20 protein-coding genes, 1 tRNA gene and 1 pseudogene are annotated in these 22,441 nt (G+C 69.3%); 14 read left to right on the top strand and 8 right to left on the bottom strand.

Translation table 11 applies throughout. The features are described from left to right. The first annotated feature begins 27 nt into the window (after window positions 1-27). Entirely contained in the window at window positions 28-768 is a 741-nt protein-coding gene (locus tag AB0I77_RS33160; RefSeq protein ID WP_363286440.1) for an SDR family oxidoreductase, read from the top strand. 1 nt (window position 769) lies between these two features. Further along, window positions 770-1,678 carry an SDR family oxidoreductase gene (locus tag AB0I77_RS33155; RefSeq protein WP_363286439.1) on the top strand — a complete coding sequence of 303 codons (909 nt, stop codon included), beginning with the start codon at window positions 770-772 and terminating at the stop codon, window positions 1,676-1,678. Between the two features lie 31 nt (window positions 1,679-1,709). Here AB0I77_RS33155 and AB0I77_RS33150 read toward each other — a convergent pair. The 3 genes and pseudogenes from AB0I77_RS33150 to AB0I77_RS33140 form a co-directional block, all read right to left on the bottom strand. Next, window positions 1,710-1,814 (bottom strand): annotated as a pseudogene (locus AB0I77_RS33150) (DNA-binding response regulator); the annotation flags it as partial. A gap of 141 nt (window positions 1,815-1,955) precedes the next feature. Further along, a complete protein-coding gene (locus AB0I77_RS33145) occupies window positions 1,956-2,843 on the bottom strand; it encodes a hypothetical protein (RefSeq protein ID WP_363286438.1) in 888 nt (295 codons plus the stop codon). Between the two features lie 56 nt (window positions 2,844-2,899). Then, a complete protein-coding gene (locus tag AB0I77_RS33140) occupies window positions 2,900-4,669 on the bottom strand; it encodes a beta-galactosidase family protein (RefSeq protein ID WP_363286437.1) in 1,770 nt (589 codons plus the stop codon). A 98-nt stretch (window positions 4,670-4,767) separates the two neighbouring features. Here AB0I77_RS33140 and AB0I77_RS33135 point away from each other — a divergent pair, with 98 nt between their 5' ends. The 9 genes from AB0I77_RS33135 (at window position 4,768) to AB0I77_RS33095 (ending at window position 14,624) form a co-directional block, all read left to right on the top strand. Beyond that, window positions 4,768-5,652, top strand: coding sequence for an AraC family transcriptional regulator (locus tag AB0I77_RS33135; protein ID WP_363286436.1), 885 nt, complete (start codon window positions 4,768-4,770; stop codon window positions 5,650-5,652). A 62-nt stretch (window positions 5,653-5,714) separates the two neighbouring features. Further along, entirely contained in the window at window positions 5,715-6,065 is a 351-nt protein-coding gene (locus AB0I77_RS33130) for a chorismate mutase (RefSeq protein WP_363286435.1), read from the top strand. A 185-nt stretch (window positions 6,066-6,250) separates the two neighbouring features. Next, on the top strand, window positions 6,251-6,910 hold the full coding sequence (locus AB0I77_RS33125) for a response regulator (protein WP_363286434.1): 660 nt from the start codon (window positions 6,251-6,253) through the stop codon (window positions 6,908-6,910). 56 nt (window positions 6,911-6,966) lie between these two features. Continuing rightward, window positions 6,967-9,474, top strand: a complete 2,508-nt coding sequence (pepN, locus tag AB0I77_RS33120; protein ID WP_363286433.1) for an aminopeptidase N — start codon at window positions 6,967-6,969, stop codon at window positions 9,472-9,474. A gap of 132 nt (window positions 9,475-9,606) precedes the next feature. Continuing rightward, on the top strand, window positions 9,607-10,992 hold the full coding sequence (locus AB0I77_RS33115) for an aminotransferase class V-fold PLP-dependent enzyme (protein WP_363286432.1): 1,386 nt from the start codon (window positions 9,607-9,609) through the stop codon (window positions 10,990-10,992). Beyond that, window positions 10,989-12,413 (top strand): SidA/IucD/PvdA family monooxygenase, encoded by a 1,425-nt coding sequence (locus tag AB0I77_RS33110; protein WP_363286431.1) that lies wholly within the window; start codon window positions 10,989-10,991, stop codon window positions 12,411-12,413. The genes AB0I77_RS33115 and AB0I77_RS33110 overlap by 4 nt, the downstream gene beginning before the upstream one ends. Before the next feature lie 96 nt (window positions 12,414-12,509). Further along, entirely contained in the window at window positions 12,510-12,710 is a 201-nt protein-coding gene (locus tag AB0I77_RS33105; RefSeq protein ID WP_363286430.1) for a hypothetical protein, read from the top strand. Continuing rightward, entirely contained in the window at window positions 12,707-14,239 is a 1,533-nt protein-coding gene (locus AB0I77_RS33100; RefSeq protein WP_363286429.1) for a hypothetical protein, read from the top strand. Before AB0I77_RS33105 ends, AB0I77_RS33100 begins: the two co-directional genes overlap by 4 nt. Window positions 14,240-14,243: 4 nt before the next feature. Next, entirely contained in the window at window positions 14,244-14,624 is a 381-nt protein-coding gene (locus AB0I77_RS33095) for a hypothetical protein (RefSeq protein ID WP_363286428.1), read from the top strand. A gap of 56 nt (window positions 14,625-14,680) precedes the next feature. Here AB0I77_RS33095 and AB0I77_RS33090 read toward each other — a convergent pair whose 3' ends face one another. Then, a complete protein-coding gene (locus tag AB0I77_RS33090) occupies window positions 14,681-16,483 on the bottom strand; it encodes a 5'-nucleotidase C-terminal domain-containing protein (RefSeq protein ID WP_363286427.1) in 1,803 nt (600 codons plus the stop codon). A gap of 138 nt (window positions 16,484-16,621) precedes the next feature. On the opposite strand from AB0I77_RS33090, the gene AB0I77_RS33085 reads away from it, so the two are divergent. Then, a complete protein-coding gene (locus AB0I77_RS33085; protein ID WP_363286426.1) occupies window positions 16,622-17,332 on the top strand; it encodes an SIMPL domain-containing protein in 711 nt (236 codons plus the stop codon). Between the two features lie 144 nt (window positions 17,333-17,476). Next, complete coding sequence (gene pyk / locus AB0I77_RS33080; RefSeq protein ID WP_363286425.1) at window positions 17,477-18,907, top strand: pyruvate kinase; 1,431 nt, start codon at window positions 17,477-17,479, stop codon at window positions 18,905-18,907. 7 nt (window positions 18,908-18,914) lie between these two features. Here the strand turns inward: pyk and AB0I77_RS33075 are convergent, their stop codons facing one another. Further along, a complete protein-coding gene (locus tag AB0I77_RS33075; protein ID WP_363286424.1) occupies window positions 18,915-19,694 on the bottom strand; it encodes a helix-turn-helix domain-containing protein in 780 nt (259 codons plus the stop codon). A gap of 82 nt (window positions 19,695-19,776) precedes the next feature. Then, window positions 19,777-19,860, bottom strand: a tRNA-Leu gene (locus AB0I77_RS33070). 97 nt (window positions 19,861-19,957) lie between these two features. Here AB0I77_RS33070 and AB0I77_RS33065 point away from each other — a divergent pair. Beyond that, window positions 19,958-20,614 carry a response regulator gene (locus tag AB0I77_RS33065; RefSeq protein WP_363286423.1) on the top strand — a complete coding sequence of 219 codons (657 nt, stop codon included), beginning with the start codon at window positions 19,958-19,960 and terminating at the stop codon, window positions 20,612-20,614. Between the two features lie 77 nt (window positions 20,615-20,691). Here the strand turns inward: AB0I77_RS33065 and AB0I77_RS33060 are convergent, their stop codons facing one another. Then, the gene (locus tag AB0I77_RS33060) at window positions 20,692-21,408 is read right to left on the bottom strand and encodes an ABC transporter ATP-binding protein (RefSeq protein WP_363286422.1); all 717 of its coding nucleotides are present in this window, start codon (window positions 21,406-21,408) and stop codon (window positions 20,692-20,694) included. Beyond that, window positions 21,405-22,262: an ABC transporter ATP-binding protein gene (locus AB0I77_RS33055; protein ID WP_363286421.1), complete on the bottom strand. Its 858-nt coding sequence runs from the start codon at window positions 22,260-22,262 to the stop codon at window positions 21,405-21,407. The genes AB0I77_RS33060 and AB0I77_RS33055 overlap by 4 nt, the downstream gene beginning before the upstream one ends. Window positions 22,263-22,441: the final 179 nt, after the last annotated feature.

Genomic DNA, 22,441 nt, shown 5'->3' with positions numbered 1-22,441 from the left:
CGTTTGTTAGGTGAAGGGTAGTGGCCAATGGAGCTGAACGGGAAGGTCGCGGTCGTCACGGGCGGCACCCGAGGCGTCGGAGCCGGGATCGCGAAGGCGTTCGCCGAGGCCGGTGCCGAGGTCGTGACCTGCGCGCGCAGACCGCCCGAACACCCGGTCAAGGGCACCGAGTTCGTCCCCGTGGACCTGCGCGACCCGGCCGCGGTGCGCGACTTCTTCGCCGCCCTGCCCCGCATCGACGCCCTCGTCAACAACGCGGGCGGCGCCCCCTACCGGCTGCTGGCCGACGCGGACGCCGAGCGGCACGCCAGGGTCGTGGAGCTCAATCTCCTCACCCCGCTGACGGCTTCGCTCGCCGCCTACGAGCAGCTGAAGCGGGCCGGCGGATCGATCGTCATGATCGGCAGCGTCAGCGGCAGCCGCCCCTCGCCCGGTTCGGCGGCCTACGGGGCGGCCAAGGCGGGCCTGGAGAACCTCGCCCGCTCGATGGCCGTGGAATGGGCGCCGGACATCCGCGTCAACACCCTCGTCGTCGGCATGGTCCGCACCGAGCTGTCCCACCTCCACTACGGCGACGACGACGGTATCGCCGCCGTCTCCCGCACGGTTCCGCTCGGCCGCCTCGCCGAGCCGTCCGACGTCGGCGGGGCGGCCGTCTTCCTCGCCTCCGACGCCGCCGCCTACATCACCGGGGCCTCGCTGCTCGTCCACGGGGGCGGGGAGCGGCCCGCGTTCCTGGACTCCGCAACCGCCAACAGGGAGGCATGACATGAGCGGACTGTGTGACGGACGGGTCGTCGTCGTCACCGGCGCGGGCCGTGGACTCGGCCGCGCGCACGCCCTCGCGTACGCGGCCGAGGGGGCGCGCGTCGTCGTCAACGACCTCGGCGTCGGCCTCGACGGCACCCCCGGCCCCGACAGCCCGGCCCGTCAGGTGGCCGACGAGATCCGCGCGGCGGGCGGCGAGGCCGTGGCCCACGGCGCCGACATCGCGACGACCGAGGGCGCCGCGTCGCTGGTGAGGGTCGCCGTGGAGACGTACGGCCGTCTCGACACCCTCGTCAACAACGCCGGCTTCCTACGCGACCGCATGCTCGTCAACCTCGACGAGGACGACTGGGACGCGGTCGTACGCGTCCACCTGAAGGGCCACTTCCTGCCGCTCAAGCACGCGGCTGCGCACTGGCGGGCCCAGGCGAAGGCGGGGCGGCGGCCCGAGGCGCGGGTCGTCAACACCAGCAGCGGGGCGGGGCTGTCGGGCTCGGTGGGGCAGGGGAACTACAGCGCCGCGAAGGCCGGGATCGTCGGGCTGACGCTGGTCGCGGCGGCCGAGCTGGGGCGGTACGGCGTGCAGGTCAACGCGATCGCCCCGGCCGCCCGGACCCGGATGACGCGGGAGACCTTCGCGCGGACGATGGCGGCGCCCGCGGCGGGCTTCGACGCGATGGCCCCCGAGAACGTGTCGCCGCTGGTGGTATGGCTGGGTTCGGCCGCGAGCGCGGGCGTCACCGGGCGGGTCTTCGAGACCGAGGGCGGCCGGATCACCGTCATGGAGGGGTGGCGGCCGGGGCCGAGCGCCGACAAGGGGGCACGGTGGACACCGGCCGAGGCCGGGGAGGTCACGCTGAAACTGCTGGCGGATGCGGAGGTTCCGCGGGGGGTCTACGGGGCGGGGTAGGCCTGGGCCATCGGGATACCGGCCCGCCGGTCTACGGCTCTCTCGGCGCCACCAGCCCCGACTCATACGCGAGGACGACGGCCTGGACCCGGTCGCGGAGGTCCAGCTTCGACAGGATGCGGCCGATGTGCTGCTGGGGCTGGCCGGCCTCACCATCGAACAGCAGAACCGGCCCGTGTGAGCATCGCCCGGCTTCGCGACGCACAGCGCCACGGGTGCGGAACACACCATCCGGCCCACTCGGTGGGCCGAAACGTGCGGCAACGGTCCACGCACCCTACGTGTCACACTCCAGCACCGTCCGGCACAACGCACACCGTGCCCTCATCCGCCCCCGCACCGGCACCCTGATCCGCTGATGGCAGGTCGGGCAGGGAAAGGACACGCGGAGGGTGCCGCCGCCGTCGGGGGTGAAGGTGTAGGGGACGCCGGACTGGGGCCTCGGCCCGGGCGCGTGTCGGCGGTCGCGGGCGTAGCGGCGGCGGCCCGCCCAGCCGGCCGCCGTCAGCGGCGGCTGCTGCTCGTCCTGGCGGGCCCGCTCCATGCCCTTCACATACGCCGTGTAGGCCTGCGGGCTGGTGAACCACACCGAGGGATCCTCACCGAAGACCAGGGCCCGCTTGGCGAGGACGTAGCCGAACTCCTCCGGCGTCAGATACCCCAGCTTCTGGGACGACGCCGCGTCCTCCCGGTACGCGTCGAGCAGCAGCCAGCCCGCGCCCAGGTACGTCGCCGCCGTGTCGGTGAGGATCTCGTTGTCGCGGGTGCCGGGAAAGGACAGGTCCAGGCGGTGCAGATAGACGTGCATCACCTCGTGTGCGAGGGCCGCCCCGATGTCCCGGCGATGGGTGCGGAAACGGTCGTTCAGCTCGATGAAGTACTCGGGTCCCGCGGCGAGCTCCACGCTCGCCGCGTGCTTCATCTCGCGGAAGCCGATGACCACGCGGGCGTCCGGCAGACGGTAGTGGTGCACCAGCTCACGGGCCACCCGCTGCGCCCCGAGATACAGGTCGTCGGTGTCGCAGAACGCCACGTCGGCGGGGATCACGCTGGTCGCGAACGTCTGGATGGTGTCGTACGACAACCGCTTGTACAGCGCTGTGATGGCGGCCCGCACCGTCTCCAGGTGCGGGTATCCGTGCTCGACCGGTCCGTCGTTCGCCACGCCCGTACCCCCAAGACGCCGTGACCCCGCTCCCACTCTACGGGGATGTGGGCGGATTATCCCTGGTCGGATTCCCTGGTCGGATTCCCCGGTACGGGCCTGAGGGCGGGCCACGCCTTCGCCGCACCCTCGAACTCCAGTACCCACACCTCGTTGACCCCCTCGCGCAGCACCGGCCCGGGAACGTACAGCGACCGCTGCGGGCCCGCGGACCAGTAACGGCCGAGGTTGAAGCCGTTGATCCACACGAACCCGCGCGTCCAGCCGGGCAGCTCCAGACACGCGTCCCCGGCGCCGCGGACGGTGACAGTGCCCCGGTACAGGCCGGGCACACCGACTCCCGGCAGGTCCCGCAGCGGCACGCCCTCGACGTCGTCCAGCGCGTCCAGACGCAGCCCACGCGCGTGTACCCCGTGCAGATACTGCCGCTCGTGCAGCAGGCCCCCGGTGATCCCCTTGGGCTCGCCTGTCCGCGGCCCGTAATTGACCCTCCCCAGGGACTCCACCCACAGCTCCACGCGCGCGTGCCCGGCGACGGGCTCCTCGAGGCGGTCGTCGTCCTCGGTGAGCACCCCCGCCCGCTCCCCGTCGACGTACACCACCGCCAGGTCCCGCAGCCCGCGCACGGTCAGCGGGTAGGGCCGCCGCGGACCCGGCACCGTCACCTCGTAGCGCACGACTCCCCGGTCGACGTCCAGCTCCTCGAAGGTGGGCGGCACGGGAGAGGAGATCCGCGGACCCCCGCGCGCCTCCAGTACGTCGTCCAGGGGCGCCCAGCCGGTGAGGCGCGCCTCGGCCGGCGTGCCCAGCGGCGCGGGCGGGGGAGGCGGCTGGGGGAGCGGCCCGTCGGCGTACTCGGCGAGGACTTCGCGCAGGCGCCAGAACTTCTCCGTGGGCCGCCCGTACTCGTCCACCGGCGCGTCGTAGTCGTAGGAGGTCACGTCCGGCTGAAGCGGCCCGTCGTGCAGCTCGCCGCCGCCCCGGTTGGCACCGGCCCACCCGGCGAAGCTGGTGCCGCCGTGCGCCAGGTAGAGGTTGACCGAGGCGCCGCACTCCAGGATCTCCCGCAGGGTCGCCGCGGCCTCCTCGGGATCCCCTACGACGTGCTCGGTGCCCCAGTGGTCGAACCAGCCGCACCAGAACTCCATGCACATCAGCGGGCCCGCGCGCCGGTGCCGGCGCAGTGTCTCGAACGCCACGCGCGCGTGGGAGCCGAAATTCACCGTGGCGAGCACCCCGGGGAGCGAGCCGCCGGTGAGCATGTGGTCCTCCGGGCCGTCCGAGGTGAAAAGTGGAACCGTCACCCCCTGCGCGAGCAGCAGATCGGCGAGGCGACGCAGGTACCGCGCGTCCGAGCCGTAGCTGCCGTACTCGTTCTCCACCTGCACCAGGACCACCGGGCCGCCCCGGTCGATCTGCCGGGACACCACCTCGGGCAGCAGCCGACCCAGCCAGCGCTCCACGGGAGCCAGGAAACGCTCGTCGCTCGTGCGCGGGTGCCCCGTCAGCCAGTGCGGCAGCCCGCCGTTCTCCCACTCGGCGCAGATGTACGGCCCCGGCCGCACGATCGCCCACAGCCCCGCCCGCTGGGCCGCGTCCAGGAAACGGCCCAGCGCCTCGACGTCCCGGACGTCACCAGGGTGCGGCTCGTGCAGGTTCCAGGGCACATACGTCTCCACGCAGTTGAGGCCCATCGCCCGCAGCATCGCCAGCCGGTGCCCCCACTGGGCCTCGTGCACCCGGAAGTAGTGCAGCGCGCCGGACAGCAGCCGCACCGGCCGCCCGTCCAGCAGGAAGTCGGTGTCCCCCACCGTGAACTCGCTCATGCGGCCAGCCTCACCTCTGGCGGTGATCACGTCCATGGACAAAGATCGGCGCTGCTTGGACGGAAACAGCGTCATGACCGACGCCGCGAGGAGCGCCGATGTACCACACCTGGATGCGGTTCTTCACGCCCGGCCCCGCCCACCACCGGCTCGGCCTCGTCTGCCTCGGCGTCGGCCTCCAGTACGGCGCGCTGCCCACCGTCGGCCCGCGCACCCTCGACCACCACGTCGCCGTCGTGATCAGCGCGGGCACCGGCTGGTACCTGAGCCCGGACGGACGCCGTACGACCGTCACCGCGCCCGCGCTGCTGTGGCTCACGCCCGGCATCCCGCACCACTACGCACCCGACGCGGAAACCGGCTGGGACGAGGGCTTCGTCGACTTCGCCGGGCCCGCCACCGCCACGTACACCGCACTGGGCTACATCGAACCGGACCGCCCCGTCGTCCCGCTGTCGGACGCCACGGGCCCGCGCGGCGTCATCGCCCGCATCGCGCGCGCCGCCCGCCGCGACAACCCCCTCCTGGAGGTGGAGACCGGCGCCGCCGTCCACGAACTCCTGGTCGCCCTGCGCCGCGCCCGCGCCGACCTCGCACCCGACGGCGACCAGGTCCTCAAGGCCCTCGCGCGGGACGCGTGTCTGCCGATGTCGGTCGCCGACCACGCGGCCCGGCACGGCATGACCGCCGCCGAACTGCGCACCGCCGTCCGGCGCGGCGCCGGTTGCAGCCCCAAGGACTACCTGCTCGGCATCCGCCTCGGCCGCGCCAAGGAACTCCTCGCCGCCACCGAACTGCCCGTCGCCTCCGTCGCCCGCCGCGTCGGATACGACGACCCGGCCTATTTCTCACGCCTGTTCACCCGCCGCGTCGGCATGGCCCCCGTCCGCTTCCGCGCCCAGCAGGGCCGCACCGTCCCCGGCGGCTGGAGCAACCAGGTCCCCGACCCCGACGATCCGCCCGTGATCGAACGGACCTGCTGAGCAAGCACATAGGGCTGAGCAGGCCACGCAGGGCTGAGCAGGCCCACGTAGGGTGGACGCCCATGACCACCAGCAACACCGGCACCGGCGACGTCGACCCCGCGGTCCGCGAGGAGCTCGCACGGCTGCGCGACAGCATCGACAACATCGACGCGGCCGTCGTCCACATGCTCGCCGAACGCTTCAAGTGCACCCAGCAGGTCGGCCTCCTCAAGGCCCAGCACCGGCTGCCGCCGGCCGATCCGGCCCGCGAGGCCCGGCAGATCGAGCGCCTGCGCAGCCTCGCCGAGAACGCCAAACTCGACCCGTCCTTCGCTGAGAAGTTCCTGAACTTCATCATCGGCGAGGTGATCAGACACCACGAACACATCGCCGAGAACGCCGTGAACGGCTCAACTCCTCTGGCGAATTGATCACGTATTGAACGCGTTTCGACCACGTATCGACCTCGTATCGACCTCCTGCGACCGTCCCCGGGGCGTGACACAGGGGCTCCCGAGGGGCATGCTGCGCTGTGCACTCCTTGTCAGCTGACGAGCACTCCCCGTCAGCTCCTCGGACATAAGCTGGTTTGTCCACGAGGGAGGGACGTCGGGTCATGCCGTCGGATGCCAGGATCCTCATCGTCGACGACCACGAGGACACGCTGTACGCGCTGGAGAGCGCCCTGGCCCCACTGGGCTATCAGCTGGGCCGCGCCACCAGCGGCGACGAGGCCCTCAAGCAGGTACTGCGCGGCCAGGTCGGCCTCCTCCTGCTCGACGTGCGCATGCCCGGCGTCAGCGGCCTGGACGTGGTGCGCTACATGGGGCGCGTGGAACAGACCCAGCACATCCCCATCGTCCTGCTCACCGGCTTCGGCCCCGACCACGAACTGACCACCGCCGCCTTCGGGCTCGGCGTCGCCGACCTGGTCATGAAACCCATCGACCCCTGGGCGCTGCGCACCAAGGTCCGCTACCTGTTCGACGCCCACCAGCGCCACCTCGCCCTCGAACGCGAGGTCCGGGAATTACGCGCCCTGGTCAACGACCGTGCCGAGGCTGCCCTGGTCAACGACCACATCGAGGCCGCCCTGGTCAAGGACCACACTGAGGTCACCTTGGTCAACGACCACATCGAGGCCCCCATGGTCAAGGACCACATCGAGCCCCCGGAACACCCCGCACGCCCCGCCCTGCCCCACCCGGACGCCCGTGTTCCGAACCAGCGCGCCCAGGGAGCGCACGCCTCAGAGCTCGAACAGGACCGGACATAGGCCGCGTTCCGATCCGCCCCTGTGTCTTGTCAGCGCCATCAGGCAGCATGTCCTGCATGTCCGTACTGACGCGCGACGAAGCGCAGACCCGAGCGGGGCTCCTCGACGTCCACCGCTACCAGATCGAACTCGACCTGACGCGCGGCGACGAGATCTTCGACTCCCGTACCCTCATCACCTTCGCGACCCGCGCGGACGGGGACACCTTCGTCGAGCTCAAGCCCGCCGAACTGCGCTCCGTCGCCCTCGACGGGCAGCCGCTCGACCTGGACTCCCTCTCCGTGGACGAGGACCGGCTGCGCATCAAGAACCTGACCGCGGGCGAGCACGAGCTGCGCATCGACGCCGCCATGCGCTACTCCCGCACCGGCGAGGGCATGCACCGCTTCACCGACCCCACCGACGGCGAAACCTACGTCTACACACAGCTGGCCCTGGACGACTGCAAGCGGGTCTTCCCCGCCTTCGACCAGCCCGACCTCAAGGCCGTCTTCGAACTGTCCGTGAAGGCCCCCGACAGCTGGACCGTCCTCGCCAACGGGATCACCTCGCGGGGGGACGACGGCGTCTGGCAGGCCGCGCCCACCCCCCTGATCTCCACCTACCTCGTCGCCGTCGCCGCCGGCCCCTGGCACTCGGTACGCACCGAACACCGCGGCCTGCCCTTCGGCCTCCACTGCCGCCGCTCCCTGGCCACCCACCTGGACGCGGACGCCGACGAGCTCTTCGACATCACGCGCGCGTGCTTCGACCGCTACCACGAGAAGTTCGAAGAGCCCTACCCCTTCGACTCCTACGACCAGGCGTTCGTCCCCGAGTTCAACTTCGGCGCCATGGAGAACCCCGGACTGGTCACCTTCCGCGACGAGTTCGTCTACCGCTCCGCCGTCACCGACACCGAGCGCCAGACCCGCGCCATGGTCATCGCCCACGAAATGGCCCACATGTGGTTCGGCGACCTCGTCACCCTCCAGTGGTGGGACGACATCTGGCTGAACGAGTCCTTCGCCGAGTACATGGGATACCAGACCCTCACCGAGGCGACCCGTTTCACCGGCACCTGGGTGGACTTCGGCGTCGCCCGCAAGGCCTGGGGCTACGACGCCGACCAGCGCCCCTCCACCCACCCCGTCGCCCCCGACCCGGCCGCCGTCCCCGACACCGCGTCCGCCATGCTCAACTTCGACGGGATCTCCTACGCCAAGGGCGCCTCCGCGCTCAGGCAGCTGGTCGCCTGGCTCGGCGAGAAGGACTTCCTGGCCGGCATCAACACCCACTTCGCCCGCCACAAGTTCGCCAACGCCACCCTCGCCGACTTCATCGACTCCCTCGCCGCGGGCACCGACCGCGACGTCCACACCTGGGCCGACACCTGGCTGCGCACCACCGGCGTCGACACCCTCACCCCGCGCGTCGCCCGCGGCGACGACGGCACCTGCGCCCTCACCGTCGACCGCACCGGCAGCCGCCCGCACCGCATCGCCGTCGGCCTCTACGACCAGGACGTCACCGACGAGGGCCGCCACCTCGTCCTGCGCGAACGCCTCGACCTCGACATCCCGCAGGCCGAATCCGGTGGGCCGCACCCCATCGGCAAACGCCCCGCCCTGCTCCTCCTCAACGACGGCGACCTCACCTACACCAAGGTCCGCTTCGACCCCGAGTCCTTCGCGACCGTCCGCGCCGCCCTGTCCGGGCTGCCCGAACCACTCACCCGCGCGGTCGTGTGGAACGCCCTCAGGGACGCCGTCCGCGACGGCCAACTCCCCGCCGCCGCCTACCTGGACGCCGCCCGCGCCCACCTCCCGCACGAGACGGACCTCGCCCTCGTCCAGGGCGTCCTCGCCTTCGCCTGCGCCCAGGTCGCCGACCGCTACCTCACCCCCGAGGAGCGCCCCGCCGCCCTGGCCACCCTCTCCGCCCTGTGCCGCGACCTCATCCGCCGCACCGAGGACGGCGACAACCCCGGTCTGCGCCTGATCGCCGTACGCCACTTCATCGACGTCGCCGCCCACCCCGACACGATCGCCGCCTGGCTCACCGACGGCACCGTGCCCGGCGGCCCGGAACTCGACCCCGAGCTGCGCTGGCGCGTCCTCGGCCGGCTCGCCGTCCTCGGCGCCACCGACGAGCGGGCCATCGCCGCCGAACTGGAGCGCGACCCGAGCGCCACCGGCCAAGAAGGCGCCGCCCGCTGCCGGGCCGCCCTGCCCGACGAGGACGCCAAGCGCACGGCATGGGAGGCGATGTTCGCCACCGACGACCTCTCCAACTACCTGTTCGTCGCCACGGCCCGGGGCTTCTGGCAGCCCGAACAGGCCGACCTCGTACGGCAGTACGTGCCCCGCTACTTCCAGGACGCGGTCTCCGTCGCCGCCCGCCGCGGCCCCGCCATCGCGGACGCCGCCGGCCGCTGGGCCTTCCCCGCCCCCGTAGGCGACGCGGAGACGCTCCGCCTGGGCGAGCGGTGCCTGCGGGACGCCGACCCGATCCCGGCCCTGCGCCGCAAGCTGATCGACCAACTCGACGATCTGGGGAGGGCGTTGCGAGTGAGGGAGGTGTAGAGCCGCCTGGCCTGCTCAAAGGCCCGAGGGACACGTACCCCCTTTCGGGTCTCATCGTCGAACTTTTCGGGCGCGGCGCCACATCCGCGTACAAGCTGGAACTCCCTCTGACCAGCGCCCCGAAGGACAACGATGAGCACCCCGCCGCTCGCCTCCGGCCCCGAAGGCCCGGAAGGGCCCGAAGGCCCGGAAGGCCCCGACGCCCTGCGGCCGTTGCTCGACACGGTGCTCGGCGCGCTGCGGGAGGGCGCGCGGGCCCGCGGGGGACCGCTGCCCGCGGGCGGGCCGGACGCGGTCGCCGCCCGGGTACGGGCAGCGGTGGGCGACGTACTGCCGGACAAGGGCGACCCGGACGCCCTACGGCTGCTCGTGCGCGCGCTCGCCGAAGGCGCCGCCGATCCGGCCCACCCGCGGTGCGCCGCCCACCTGCACTGCCCGCCCCTCGCCGTCGCCACCGCCGCCGACCTCGCCGTCGGCGTCCTCAACCCGTCCCTCGACTCCTGGGACCAGGCCCCGGCGGCCTCCGCACTGGAGAGACTGGTGACCCGGGCGCTCGCCAGGGAAGCCGGAGCCGCCGACGCCCTCGTCACGACCGGCGGCACCGAATCCAACCAACTCGCCCTCCTGCTGGCCCGCGAGGCGCACGGCGGAAGCGTCCGGCTCGTCTGCGGAACCAACGCCCACCACTCGCTGCCGCGTGCCGCCTGGCTGCTCGGGCTGCCCGAACCCGTCCTCGTCCCCGCCCCCGCCGGCACCCTCGACCCCGCCGCCCTCGACGAAGCCCTCACCACCCTGCCCGGCCCCCTGCTCGTCGCCGCCACCGCCGGCACCACCGACGCCGGCCTCATCGACCCCCTCCCCGACATCGCCGCCCGGTGCGCCGCCCACGGCGCCCGCCTGCACATCGACGCCGCCTACGGCGGAGGCCTCCTCTTCAGCGACCGGTACCGCCACCGGCTCGCCGGCCTCGACGCCGCCGACACCGTCACCCTCGACCTGCACAAACTCGGCTGGCAGCCCATCGCCGCCGGCCTCCTCGCCGTCACCCACCCCGGCGACCTCACCGCCCTCGACCAGCGCGCCGACTACCTCAACGCCGACGACGACACCGAGGCCGGCCTGCCCGACCTGCTCGGCCGCTCCCTGCGCACCAGCCGCCGCCCCGACGTCCTCAAGATCGCCGTCACCCTCAAAACCCTCGGCCGCACCGGCCTGGGCGCCCTCGTCGACCAGGTCTGCGCCCACGCCGACGCGTTCGCCGCCCTCGTCCACGACCACCCCGGCTTCGAGCTCTACGACCGGCCCACCATCAGCACCGTCCTGTTCCGGCCCGCGGCCTCCACCGACGACGCCGTCGCCGCCGTACGCCGAAAACTCCTCACCGACGGCCGAGCCGTCCTCGGCCGGGCCCGCCCGGACGGCCGGCTCTGGCTCAAGGCCACCCTCCTCAACCCCCACACCAGGCCCGACGACCTGGCCGCACTCCTGCAACTGGTGGAAGGAAACACCCCCCGATGACGACCCGCACCCCCCACCCGCCGCACCACGAGCCCGACGCACCCCGCGACCTGGTCGGCATCGGCATCGGCCCCTCCAACCTCTCCCTCGCCGCGCTCGCCCACCCCCTCACCGAACTCGACACGGTCTTCTACGACCAGCGCCCCGCCTTCGACTGGCACCCCGGCCTGCTCATCGACGGCGCACGCGTCCAAGTCCCGTTCCTCGCCGACCTGGTGACCCTCGCCGACCCGGTCAGCCCCTGGACCTTCCTCAACTACCTCAAGGCCCGCGAGCGGCTCTTCCCCTTCTACTTCGCCGAGCGCTTCCACATCCAGCGCGCCGAGTACGAGGCCTACTGCCGCTGGGTGTCGGAGAACCTCCCCGGGCTGCACTTCGGCCACCAGGTCGACGCCGTGCGCTGGAACCCCGAACGCGACGTGTTCGAGGTCGACTTCACCCAACTCGACACCGACGGGGAAGCCGAAGCCCTCGGCCGTACCTACACCAGGAACATCGTCCTCGGCATCGGCACCGAGCCCTACGTCCCCGACCCGCTCAAGCCCCTCGTCGAGGCACCCACCGTCCCCGTCGTGCACGCCGCCGACTACCTCGACCACCGCGACACCCTCCTCGCCGCCGGACACGTCACCGTCGTCGGCTCCGGACAGTCCGGCGCGGAGGTCTTCCTCGACCTGCTCCGGGGCCGCCCCGCCGGCCAGGAGAAGATCCACTGGCTCGGCCGCACCGAGGCCTTCGCCCCCATGGAGTACTCCAAGCTCGGCCTGGAGCACTTCACGCCCGACTACACCCGCTACTTCCACGCCCTCGCCGAAGGCACCCGCGACCGCCTCGTCAGCACGCAGTGGCAACTGCACAAGGGCATCGACGCCGACACCATCGCCGCCATCCACGACGAGCTGTACCGCCGTACCCAGCACGGCGGCTGGCCCGACGCCGTCCTCACGCCCGGCGTCCGGGTCCGCACCGCGGGCCGCATCGCCACCACCAGGATCGAACTCCACCTCGAACACATCGAGCAGAACACCCGCTCCCGCCTCACCACCGACGCCGTCGTCCTCGCCACCGGCTACCGCGAACGCCCCCTCGACCGCATCCTCGCCGGCCTCGACCCCTACCTGCGCCGCGACAGCCGCGAACGCCCCCGCGTCGACGAGCGGTTCCGCCTGGTCCTGGACCCCTCCGTGACGGGAGCGGTACATGTGCAGAACGCCGAACGCCACACCCACGGCGTCGGCACCCCCGACCTCGGACTCGCCGCCTGGCGCAGCGCCACCATCCTCAACTCCCTGACGGACAAGGAGCCTTACCCGCTGCCCGCACGAACGGCCTTCACCACCTTCGGACTCGAACCACGACAGCCGCAGATCCCGGCCGCCCGCCAGGCAAGGGCGCTCACGCCCCTTGTCGACGGGTGGTAACGAGCGGTAAGAGGACCGAAAAGGCCGGAAGAAAAAGGGCCGCCAGAATATGCCCTACCTCTCCCTTGTGCGCTCGGACCGCTGTACCGTCCCGGCATGTCGCTGCAACGGGGGCGTCTGGTCCGGGCGAAATTTCTTTCCGGGGGAATCTTCCTCGGGATCTATAGCCCGGCGGACGATCATTTCTTTGGCCTGGTGATCGATTTACCGATCCTGGTGGCCACGGGAATTCTGTTGCTGACGGTGCGTACATGGGCACACGAATCAGCTACCGAGCAGAAAACAAAAAGACCATGACCATACCGACCCCGCCCAACATCACCCCCGGACCACAAATACCCCACCACGTCCCCCCGGCCACCTCACCCTCCCGCTTCGCCCCCGACGTCACCCGCTACCTATGCACCGCCGTCCACACAGACACCAAGTTCGCCCGCCAAGCCGTCGAACAGATCCTGGAAGAACCACGCCGCGCAGTCGCCTCCTCGCCAGGCGTCGACCTCGCCTGCGTACTCCGGCACGCGCTGGCCGCCCGCCGCCGCCAGGTACGCCGGGACGTCGTCCTCGCCCTGCTGCTCCTGATCATCGTGATCACACTGCCGATCACCTTCGGCGCAACCCTCGTCTTCGGCTTCCTCGCGGCCTGGATCATCGTCGCCATCGAATCGCTCACCGTGCACTACGGCGTCGTCGCCGGACAACTCAAACGAGAGAACTTCGCCCCCGACCAGGCCCCCCAGCCACTCAGCGCCGAAAACCGACGACGCATCGAGGCCATCGAAAGACGAGACCGAGGCAACGTCGTCGTCTTCTCCCTCTACGCTCCCTTCGTCGGCTACGGACAGACGATGAGCACCTGGTCCTTCGTCCTCGGCACAGACCGGCCCCAAGAGGGCAAGCAGGTCGTGCCCTTCACCGTCCACGAACTCAACGACCACCTCGCCGCCCGAATCGGAGACCTCAAACTCCCCGGCGTCCGCGTCGAGAACCTCCTCCTCGTCAACGGCGCCGACCTCCTGTACGGAGTGGACGACCGCACCCGCGCCGAACTACTGCCCGACACCGCCGGACCACCCAGGGAAAGGGTCTCGCCCAACCTCCTGCGCGAACTGCGCGAGGACGGCAAGGGCCGCGCCCGCCCCTACCTGGCCATCCGCGTCACCGGCTGGAGCGGCGAACTGGCCACCACCCTCTTCCTGCGCTGCGCCCTGCTCTCCGACCGCAAGATGCTCTTCATCGAAGGCAGCAGCTCCCTCCTCGCCCCGGTCCGCGAGCAGTACCGCATCGCGGACCAACTCCTCGGCTCACCCACCCCCCGCCAGTGGTGGACCCTGGTCAGACGCGCCGGACTCCGCGCACCGGCCCTGCTGATCGGAGCCCCCTTCTCGGTGATCGCGGGCCTGTTCTCCCCCCTCATCGAACACCGCAAGCAACGCCGCCAGAGCCGGGAGATCCGCCACCGCTCGTTCAACTACGGAGCGGCCTTCAGCATCCGGGACGCCGCGAGCGACCAGCTCTACTACCGCTACTTCCAGCAACTCGACCGGGAGCTGTACGCCAAGACGGTCGAACACCGCGTGCTGGACGCCCTGGTGGACTTCATGGAGGACCACAACATCGACTCCGGCGACCTGATCCAGCGCCAGGCCACCATCAACAACATGGGCCTGTACGCGGGCGGAAACGTGACGCTCAACAGCTCCGCCGTCGGCGTCGGCGGCAGCATCGCCGGCGTCTTCCGACGCGGCCAGCCCTCCGGCGCCCCCGTCACCCCCGGCTCGCCCGCCGGCACCCCAGCCGCACCACCCGCGAACCGAGGAAAGTGACGGCATGTCAGAAACCGACACCGGAAACAACAGCGGCATCCACGCCGGCGGCAACATCCGCATCGACGCCAGCGCGGTCGCCCTCAACCACTCCACCGCAACCACCGGCGCCCCCACCGAAGCCGACCGCGAAGCCGCCATCACCGAACTCCGCGCCGCCGCCCACCTGTTGCTCGAGCACTTACGCCGAGACCAGCACCACTACGAAGACGGCGCCGAACTCGTCCAGGCCGCCGAACACGTCGAAGCCGAACTCACCCGAGAGGAACCACGCCGCAACACCCTCCTGCGCTGGCTGGGCTTCATCGCCCCCGGCGTACAGACCACAGCCGCCATCGCCGGCGACGTGGCAGCCATCCAGAACAGCGTCACCAGCCTGCTGTAACACGAAGTGAAGGCCGGCGGCACAACCACCGGCCTTCACACACCTACACCTGGCCCCTAGAAAACAGGCGTACCGCCCCGCGTAAGCCTCCAGTCCACCGACGCGAAATCCTTCGGATCCAGCACCCCCTTCGCGGTCACCCACTCCGCGATCCGCGTCCGGATCTCCGTCGACTCCGCCCACACCTCGGTAGCGGAAGCCACATGCGGAAACGCACCGCCCCCGTTCGCACGGTAGTTGTTCACCGCCAGCACAAACTGCTGACCATCATCCAGCGCCGCCCCCATGTACGTCAGATTCCTGATCCGCGAACCCGCCGCCTCCGCGATGTCGATCTCATAACCCAACCCCGACACATAGTCGTAGTTGTAGTCCGGACGCCCCCCGGCATTCGTCAGCTTCTCCACATCGACCACCGCACCGGCCGCCGTCTGCACGAAATACTGCGCCGAATACTCCAGATACGCCCGGATCTGCGCCCCCGTCATCAACTTCGCGACCAGCGTGTTGTCGTACACGTACAGACTCGACAAATCCCGGATCGTCACCTCCCCGGCCGGAATCTCCGACGTCCGCGAGAACGGCGACGCCTGCGCGATCACCGGCATCGACGCGTACTCGGTACCCGCCAGCGCCGCCCTGACCACGTCCTCCTGCACCTTCGTGATCAGGTCGATGATCGGCGCGTCCTTATAGCGGGCATCCACCGTCGTCAACGTCTCCGTCGCCGTGCCCACCACCTGATTGACATACGCCACGACGACATCGTGATCATCCTTCAACAGCTTCGTGATCTCCGGATCGTCCGCCACCGCATTGGAATTGAGAACCGACGCCGCCACCGACTCGACCCCCCACCTCCCCTTCGCGAAGACCAACTCGATGTCGAAAAGAGACAACCGCTCCGCATACGCCAGCGGCTCCGACAGGACAACCGTCCGACCCGTCTCCTCGTTGGCGACCTTCAGCTCCGGGATCTCCACATGCGCGTGCCCGACCAGAATCGCGTCGATCCCCGGCACCTGCCGCGCCACCAACGCCGCCGAATTCTCCACATACGGCAGCTGATCACCGTACGACGACGTCCCCGACGACCCCGAATGCGCCGATACGACCACCACATCCGCACCCATCGACCGCAGCCTCGGCACCCACTTCGCCGCCTGCTCCTCAAGCCCCGGGAACGTCAACCTGCCCTGCACATACGCCTTGTCCCAGATCGCGATACCCGGATTCGTCAACCCGAGCACCGCCACCTTCACCGGCGGCGCACCCGGCACCCGGAACGTCTTCATGAAGAACGGCGGGAAAGCCGGCTTCAACGTCTTCGCGTCCAGCGCGTTCGCACCCAGCAGCGGAAAGTCGCACTGTTCCTCGAACTTACGCAGCGTTTCGATGCCGTAATTGAACTCGTGATTGCCAAGCGCCACCGCGTCATACCCAATGGCATTCATCGCCGCCGCCATCGGATGCACCGGACCACCCTCCGCGGTGATCGGATCGACCTTCGCGTAGTAGTACGTCAGCGGCGTGCCCTGAATCGTGTCGCCCGCGTCCAGCAACAGCGTGTTCCGGCGGCCCTTCTCACTCCGCACCCGGTTCACCAGCGTCGAGATCCGCGCCAGACCCTGCGCGTTGCCCTGCGCGTCGCCGTACTCCGCGTCCTTGAAGTAGTCCCAGTTGAAGACATGACCGTGCAGATCGGTGGTGCCCATGACCGTCAGCGAGTACCGCTTCACCGGCTTCGTCCCCTTCTTCGCCTCCGCGGCCCCAGCCGCCGGAGCCGCCGCACCGGCCAACGCGACCCCCGCCCCCGTCACAGCGGACTTCTTCAGGAACTTCCGACGGTTCAACGGCATGTCACGATCTCCTCGGGAAACGGTCAACAACGCGCGTAGATTCTGACCCGTCCATGCCCAACCGCAATAGACCCCGCACGTTTCGATCTGGTGACCGACAGACACCCCCCGCAGGTAAGAACTGACAGAGTGGGACGTATGACCACCCCACCCCCGCAAGACCCCCAACCCGCCCTGCCCTACGGCACCCCCGACGCCCCCCGCATCGCCGTCCGCGGCGAAGCACGCCTCGAAGTCGACCCCGAAATCGCCCGCATCGGCATCACCGTCGCCGCCCGCGGCAAAGATCGCCGCGCCGCCCTCGACGACCTCACCCGCCGCAACACCACCGCCCTCGACCTCATCAAGACCTACGGCGAAGCAGTGGAGAGGCTGGAAACCGGCTCCTTCTCCATCACCCCCCAACTCAAGGAACACGGCCGCGGCGAACGCATCCACGCCTACCACGGCCGCGTCCACATCACCGCCGAACTCACCGACTTCACCGCACTCGGCGAACTCACCACCCGCCTCGCCGACCTGGACCTGACGCGGGTGGACGGCCCCTGGTGGGCCCTGCGCCCCGACTCACCCGCCCACAAGGAAGCCCGGCAACAGGCAGTACGAGAAGCCGTACAACGGGCAAGGGAATACGCCGACGCACTCGGCACCACACTCGCGGCACTCGTGGAACTCGCCGACATCGGCGCGGAAACCCCCCAGGCCTACCCGCCGGCCAACCCTGGCCGCATGCGCTCCATGGCCTACGCCACCGAAGACGCCGCCGCCCCCCTCGACCTCGAACCCCAACGCCAACGGGTCCACGCCCAGGTCAACGCCCGCTTCACCATGGCGCCGCCACAGCTGTGACCCCAGAGGAATTCGCGCGTTTGAATGCTCATCAGAGCACCCCCGCGCACAATTCAACACTTGTCAATAGCACTTCACCCAAAGGTTGTTGAGTAGTCATGCGTGGCCAATTCCCTACCCGTGAGTAAGTCATAGGCTCGAAACATGCGCCGAGCAAAAATCGTCTGCACCCTGGGGCCCGCCACCGACTCGTACGACCAGATCAAGGCACTGGTCGAAGCCGGAATGGACGTCGCCCGATTCAACCTCAGCCACGGCACCTACGGCGAACACGAGGACCGCTACCAGCGCGTACGCAAAGCCTCCGACGAGACCGGCCACAGCGTCGGCATGCTCGCCGACCTTCAAGGCCCGAAGATCCGCCTCGGCCACTTCACCGAAGGACCCGTACTCCTTGAACGCGGCGACACCTTCACCATCACGGTCGAAGAAGGCACCGAAGGCGACCGACAGACCTGCGGAACCACCTACTCCGGCCTCGCCGCCGACGTAACCCCCGGCGAACACATCCTCGTCGACGACGGCAAGGTCTGCCTCGAAGTCACCACCGTCGACGGCCCCCGCGTCCACACCAAAGTGGTCGAAGGAGGCGTGATCTCCGACCACAAGGGTCTCAACCTCCCCGGCGTCGCCGTCTCCGTCCCCGCCCTCTCCGACAAGGACGAGGCCGACCTCCGCTGGGCCCTGCGCAACGGCTTCGACATCATCGCGCTCTCCTTCGTCCGCAGCGGCCGCGACATCGAGGACGTCCACCGCATCATGGACGAGGAAGGCCGCCGCCTCCCCGTCATCGCGAAAGTGGAGAAGCCCCAAGCAGTGGAAGCGATCGACGACATCGTCGCCGCCTTCGACGGCATCATGGTCGCGCGCGGGGACCTGGGCGTGGAGATGCCACTCGAACAGGTCCCGATCGTCCAGAAGCGCGCCATCAAACTCGCCAAACGCAACGCCAAGCCGGTCATCGTCGCCACCCAGATGCTCGACTCGATGATCGACAACTCGCGTCCGACGAGGGCGGAGGCGTCGGATGTGGCCAACGCGATCATCGACGGCACGGACGCGGTGATGCTGTCCGGCGAGACCAGCGTCGGCAAGTACCCCATCGAAACGGTCCAGACGATGGCACGGATCGTCGAAGCGGCCGAGGAAGACATCCTCGCGAAGGGCCTCCCGCCCCTGACCGAACGCAACAAGCCACGCACCCAAGGCGGCGCGGTCGCCCGAGCGGCAGCGGAAATGGGCGACTTCCTGGAAGCGAAATTCCTGGTCGCCTTCACCCAGTCCGGCGACACAGTCCGCCGCCTGTCCCGCTACCGCTCCCCGATCCCGCTGCTCGCCTTCACCCCGGAACCGGCGACGCGCTCGCAGCTGAACCTGACGTGGGGCGTGGAGACCTTCCTGGGTCCCCAAGTGAACTCCACCGACGCCATGGTGGACCAGGTCGACGAACTGCTGCTGAAGTACGGCCGCTGCGAGAAGGGCGACATCGTCGTCATCACGGCCGGCTCTCCTCCCGGGGTCTCCGGCTCGACGAACCTGGTCCGGGTGCACCACATCGGCGAGGACGACAAGTAGGGGCCTTTCAGTGCTTGGGGCCTATGTGGGTGTCCATTTGGGCTACGGAGGCTTTGCGGGCGACGGAGATGTTGTACGGGTTGCCGTTGCGGGTGCAGCGGGTCCACTCGATGCCGAGCTTGTCGAGGGTGTCGGTGTAGAGCCGACGGATGTCCTCGGAGACGTTGGTGAAGAAGTACCGAGGGTATTCGTACCGCTTGCGTTCACCGGCTACGACGCGACTGGTCCAGTTGGTGATCCGGCAGCCGTCGGAATGGATGAGGCCGCGGATGAACTCCCAGGGGTGGGCGTCGACGATGGCTTGCTGCCAGGGTGCGAGGGCGATGGTGCGCTCGTGCTTCTTGCCGGGGCCGTGCTGGGGGAACATACAGGTCCAGTGCATCGTGTACGACTTCACCTCGATGCAGCCGGGCTTGTAGCGCTGCGTGACGCTCGGGAGCGGCATCACCTTGCGCATGGCTTCCTCGGCGGCGGCGATCAGACCGGTCTGGGTCGCGTTGCAGAAGATGGACAGATGGTGTTGCTTGGGCTTCGAGATGATGTGGCCATCGCCCAGGTAGAGGCCGAGCAGGTACGCGTACGCGACTACGTCGAACTCGCGCCCCGTACATCGAGGGCAGTCCGTTGGCTGCTCGTACGTCTCGCCGCGTGCTCGGCGGTCCTCGCTGCGCCACCAGCCGACGGTTCCCCGTGGGATGTTGAGGCGCTCCGCGACTACACGGTTGGGGACACCTTGGCGCATGAGTGCGACGGCTTGGGCGCGAATCGAAGGGCTGTGCTGTTCCATGCGACCACTGTGAGTTACTGATCGTGACCGCGCGCAGCAAAAAGCGGATGTTCACGAGAACGTGAGCATCCGCTTCGGGAAGTGCCGGGTACGGGATTCGAACCCGTATGTCCTTTCGGACAGATGTGTTTGAGACATCCGCGTAAGCCTGTTCCGCCAACCCGGCTGGCACTGTCGAGAGTGTACCGGGTCACCGTAGCTCCCCGCCTCTAGGTAGGCTGCATAGACAGCAGTACCTGCCCGGCCCGCAACAAGGAGCCCCCGTGACCGCCCCCGAGTCGCCCCAGCCCGTAGACGCGCCCGACGACGACAAGTCGCACGTGCCTCCGCTGACGACCCGTGTCGTCATCGCCGAGGACGAGGCCCTGATCCGGCTCGATCTCAAAGAGATGCTGGAGGAAGAGGGCTACAGCGTCGTCGGCGAGGCCGGTGACGGTGAGCAGGCCGTCGAGCTCGCCCGTGAGCACAAGCCGGACCTCGTGATCCTCGACGTGAAGATGCCCAAGCTCGACGGCATCTCGGCGGCCGAGAAGATCGCCGAGGAGCGGATCGCCCCGGTGCTCATGCTGACCGCCTTCTCGCAGCGCGACCTCGTCGAGCGCGCCAGGGACGCCGGCGCGATGGCGTACCTGGTGAAGCCGTTCAGCAAGAGTGACGTCGTTCCGGCGATCGAGATGGCCGTATCGAGGTTCACGGAGCTGAAGGAGCTGGAGCGCGAGGTCGCCGACCTCTCCCAGCGTCTGGAGACCCGCAAGCTCGTCGACCGCGCGAAGTCGATCCTCCAGACCGAGTACGGCCTGACCGAGCCGGCCGCGTTCCGGTGGATCCAGAAGACCTCCATGGACCGTCGGATGTCCATGCAGCAGGTCGCCGAGGCGGTCATCCAGGACGCCGACGAGAAGAAGAACAGCAAGGGCTGACACCCGGAGCACGAACGCGGCCCGCGCCCCCGAATCAGGGGGCGCGGGCCGCGTTGCGTGACCAGCCCAAACGCGGCCTAGTCCTCGCCGAGGTAGGCCTTGCGTACGGATTCGTCGTGCAGCAGGTCGTTCCCGGTGCCTGAGAGGACGATGTTGCCGACTTCCATGACGTGTCCCTGGTCGGCGAGCGACAGGGCTGCCTGGGCGTTCTGTTCGACGAGGAGGATCGTCGTGCCCGTGGACTTGAGTTCGGCGATGGTGGCCATGATCTTCTGCATCATGATCGGGGAGAGGCCCATGGAGGGCTCGTCGAGCATGAGCAGTTTCGGCTGGGACATGAGTGCGCGGCCCATCGCGAGCATCTGCTGTTCGCCGCCTGAGAGGGTTCCCGCGGCCTGTTTCCTGCGTTCTCCCAGGATGGGGAAGAGGTCGTAGGCGCGTTGGATGTCCTTGTCGATGCCTGCCTTGTCCGTTCTCAGGAAGGCGCCGAGTTGGAGGTTTTCGGCGATGGTGAGGCGGGGGAAGATGTGGCGGCCTTCGGGGGAGTGGGCGAGGCCGAGGGCGACGATCTTGTGGGCGGGTACGCCGCTCAGGGGTTTGCCGTCGAAGGTGATCTTTCCGCTGGTCGGCTTGAGCAGGCCGGAGAGGGTGCGCAGGGTGGTCGTTTTGCCGGCGCCGTTGGTGCCGATGAGGGTGACGACCTGGCCGGCGTCGACGCTGAAGGAGATGCCCTTGACGGCTTCGATCTTGCCGTAGGAGACGCGGAGGTCTTCGACCTCAAGCAGTGCGGTCACTTGACGTCTCCCTGGGTGGTGGTGCTCGGTGTCCCGAGGGCGGCTTCGGCGGCGGCGACGTCGGCGGCTTCGGCTTCGCCGGGTTCGCCCTCGAAGGGTTCGCCGAGGTAGGCGGCGATGACGCGTTCGTCGGCCTGGACGACTTCGGAGGTGCCTTCGACGAGTTTTTCGCCTTGGACGAGGACGGCGACGCGGTCGGAGAGGTTGAAGACGAAGCGCATGTCGTGCTCGATGAGCAGGACGGCGATGCCCTGGTCGCGGATGGCGAAGACCAGGTCTTCGGTGGCTCGCGTCTCTTGGGGGTTCATGCCGGCGGTGGGCTCGTCGAGCAGGAGCAGGCCTGGTTCGCTGGCCATGGCGCGCGCGATCTCCAGCTTGCGTTGTTCGCCGTAGGGGAGGTTGCGGGCGAGGTGGTCGCGCTTGGCGGCGAGGCCGATGAACTCGAGGAGTTCCATGGCGCGTTCTTCGCTGGCCTTTTCCGCTTTTTTGAAGCCGGGGCCGCGGAGCAGCGCCGACCACAGGCCTTCCTTGGTCCGGGTGTGGCGGCCTACGAGGACGTTTTCGAGGACGGTCATGTTGGCGAAGAGGCGGATGTTCTGGAAGGTGCGGGCGATGCCGGCCTGGGTGACGAGGTGGGGTTTGGCCGGCAGCACGGTGCCTTTGTAGGAGACGGTGCCTTCGGTGGGGACGTACAGGCCGGTGAGGCAGTTGAAGAAGGTGGTTTTTCCGGCGCCGTTGGGGCCGATGAGGCCGACGATCTCGCCGGAGTTGACGGTGAGGTCGACGGATCGTACGGCGGTGAGACCGCCGAAGCGCATGGTGACGGCGCGTGCTTCGAGTACAGGTGTCGTCATGATGGTCACGCCCCCGCCTTGGTGACGGTCACGGGTTGGTCGGTGAGCGTCGTTTGTTCTGGTACATCGAGTTGGCCGGTCTCGTGGAATTCGAGTTGGTTGCGGCGGTTGGCGATGATGCCTTCGGGGCGGAAGCGCATCAGGAGGATGAGGGCGATGCCGAAGGCAAGCAGTGACTT

The sequence above is a fragment of the Streptomyces sp. NPDC050619 genome (assembly GCF_040654815.1).
Taxonomy (GTDB): Bacteria; Actinomycetota; Actinomycetes; order Streptomycetales; family Streptomycetaceae; genus Streptomyces.
Note: the sequence above shows the minus strand (reverse complement) of the source record. Positions and strands in the feature narration are given on the sequence as shown.

Coding starts and splice junctions, on each gene's coding strand:
- AB0I77_RS33105 (WP_363286430.1), top strand. CDS start 12,510: ATGTCGCTGCAACGGGGGCGTCTGGTCCGGGCGAAATTTCTTTCCGGG.
- AB0I77_RS33155 (WP_363286439.1), top strand. CDS start 770: ATGAGCGGACTGTGTGACGGACGGGTCGTCGTCGTCACCGGCGCGGGC.
- pepN (WP_363286433.1), top strand. CDS start 6,967: ATGTCCGTACTGACGCGCGACGAAGCGCAGACCCGAGCGGGGCTCCTC.
- AB0I77_RS33095 (WP_363286428.1), top strand. CDS start 14,244: ATGTCAGAAACCGACACCGGAAACAACAGCGGCATCCACGCCGGCGGC.
- AB0I77_RS33125 (WP_363286434.1), top strand. CDS start 6,251: ATGCCGTCGGATGCCAGGATCCTCATCGTCGACGACCACGAGGACACG.
- pyk (WP_363286425.1), top strand. CDS start 17,477: ATGCGCCGAGCAAAAATCGTCTGCACCCTGGGGCCCGCCACCGACTCG.
- AB0I77_RS33110 (WP_363286431.1), top strand. CDS start 10,989: ATGACGACCCGCACCCCCCACCCGCCGCACCACGAGCCCGACGCACCC.
- AB0I77_RS33130 (WP_363286435.1), top strand. CDS start 5,715: ATGACCACCAGCAACACCGGCACCGGCGACGTCGACCCCGCGGTCCGC.
- AB0I77_RS33115 (WP_363286432.1), top strand. CDS start 9,607: ATGAGCACCCCGCCGCTCGCCTCCGGCCCCGAAGGCCCGGAAGGGCCC.
- AB0I77_RS33160 (WP_363286440.1), top strand. CDS start 28: ATGGAGCTGAACGGGAAGGTCGCGGTCGTCACGGGCGGCACCCGAGGC.
- AB0I77_RS33135 (WP_363286436.1), top strand. CDS start 4,768: ATGTACCACACCTGGATGCGGTTCTTCACGCCCGGCCCCGCCCACCAC.
- AB0I77_RS33140 (WP_363286437.1), bottom strand. CDS start 4,669: ATGAGCGAGTTCACGGTGGGGGACACCGACTTCCTGCTGGACGGGCGG.
- AB0I77_RS33090 (WP_363286427.1), bottom strand. CDS start 16,483: ATGCCGTTGAACCGTCGGAAGTTCCTGAAGAAGTCCGCTGTGACGGGG.
- AB0I77_RS33085 (WP_363286426.1), top strand. CDS start 16,622: ATGACCACCCCACCCCCGCAAGACCCCCAACCCGCCCTGCCCTACGGC.
- AB0I77_RS33055 (WP_363286421.1), bottom strand. CDS start 22,262: ATGACGACACCTGTACTCGAAGCACGCGCCGTCACCATGCGCTTCGGC.
- AB0I77_RS33075 (WP_363286424.1), bottom strand. CDS start 19,694: ATGGAACAGCACAGCCCTTCGATTCGCGCCCAAGCCGTCGCACTCATG.
- AB0I77_RS33100 (WP_363286429.1), top strand. CDS start 12,707: ATGACCATACCGACCCCGCCCAACATCACCCCCGGACCACAAATACCC.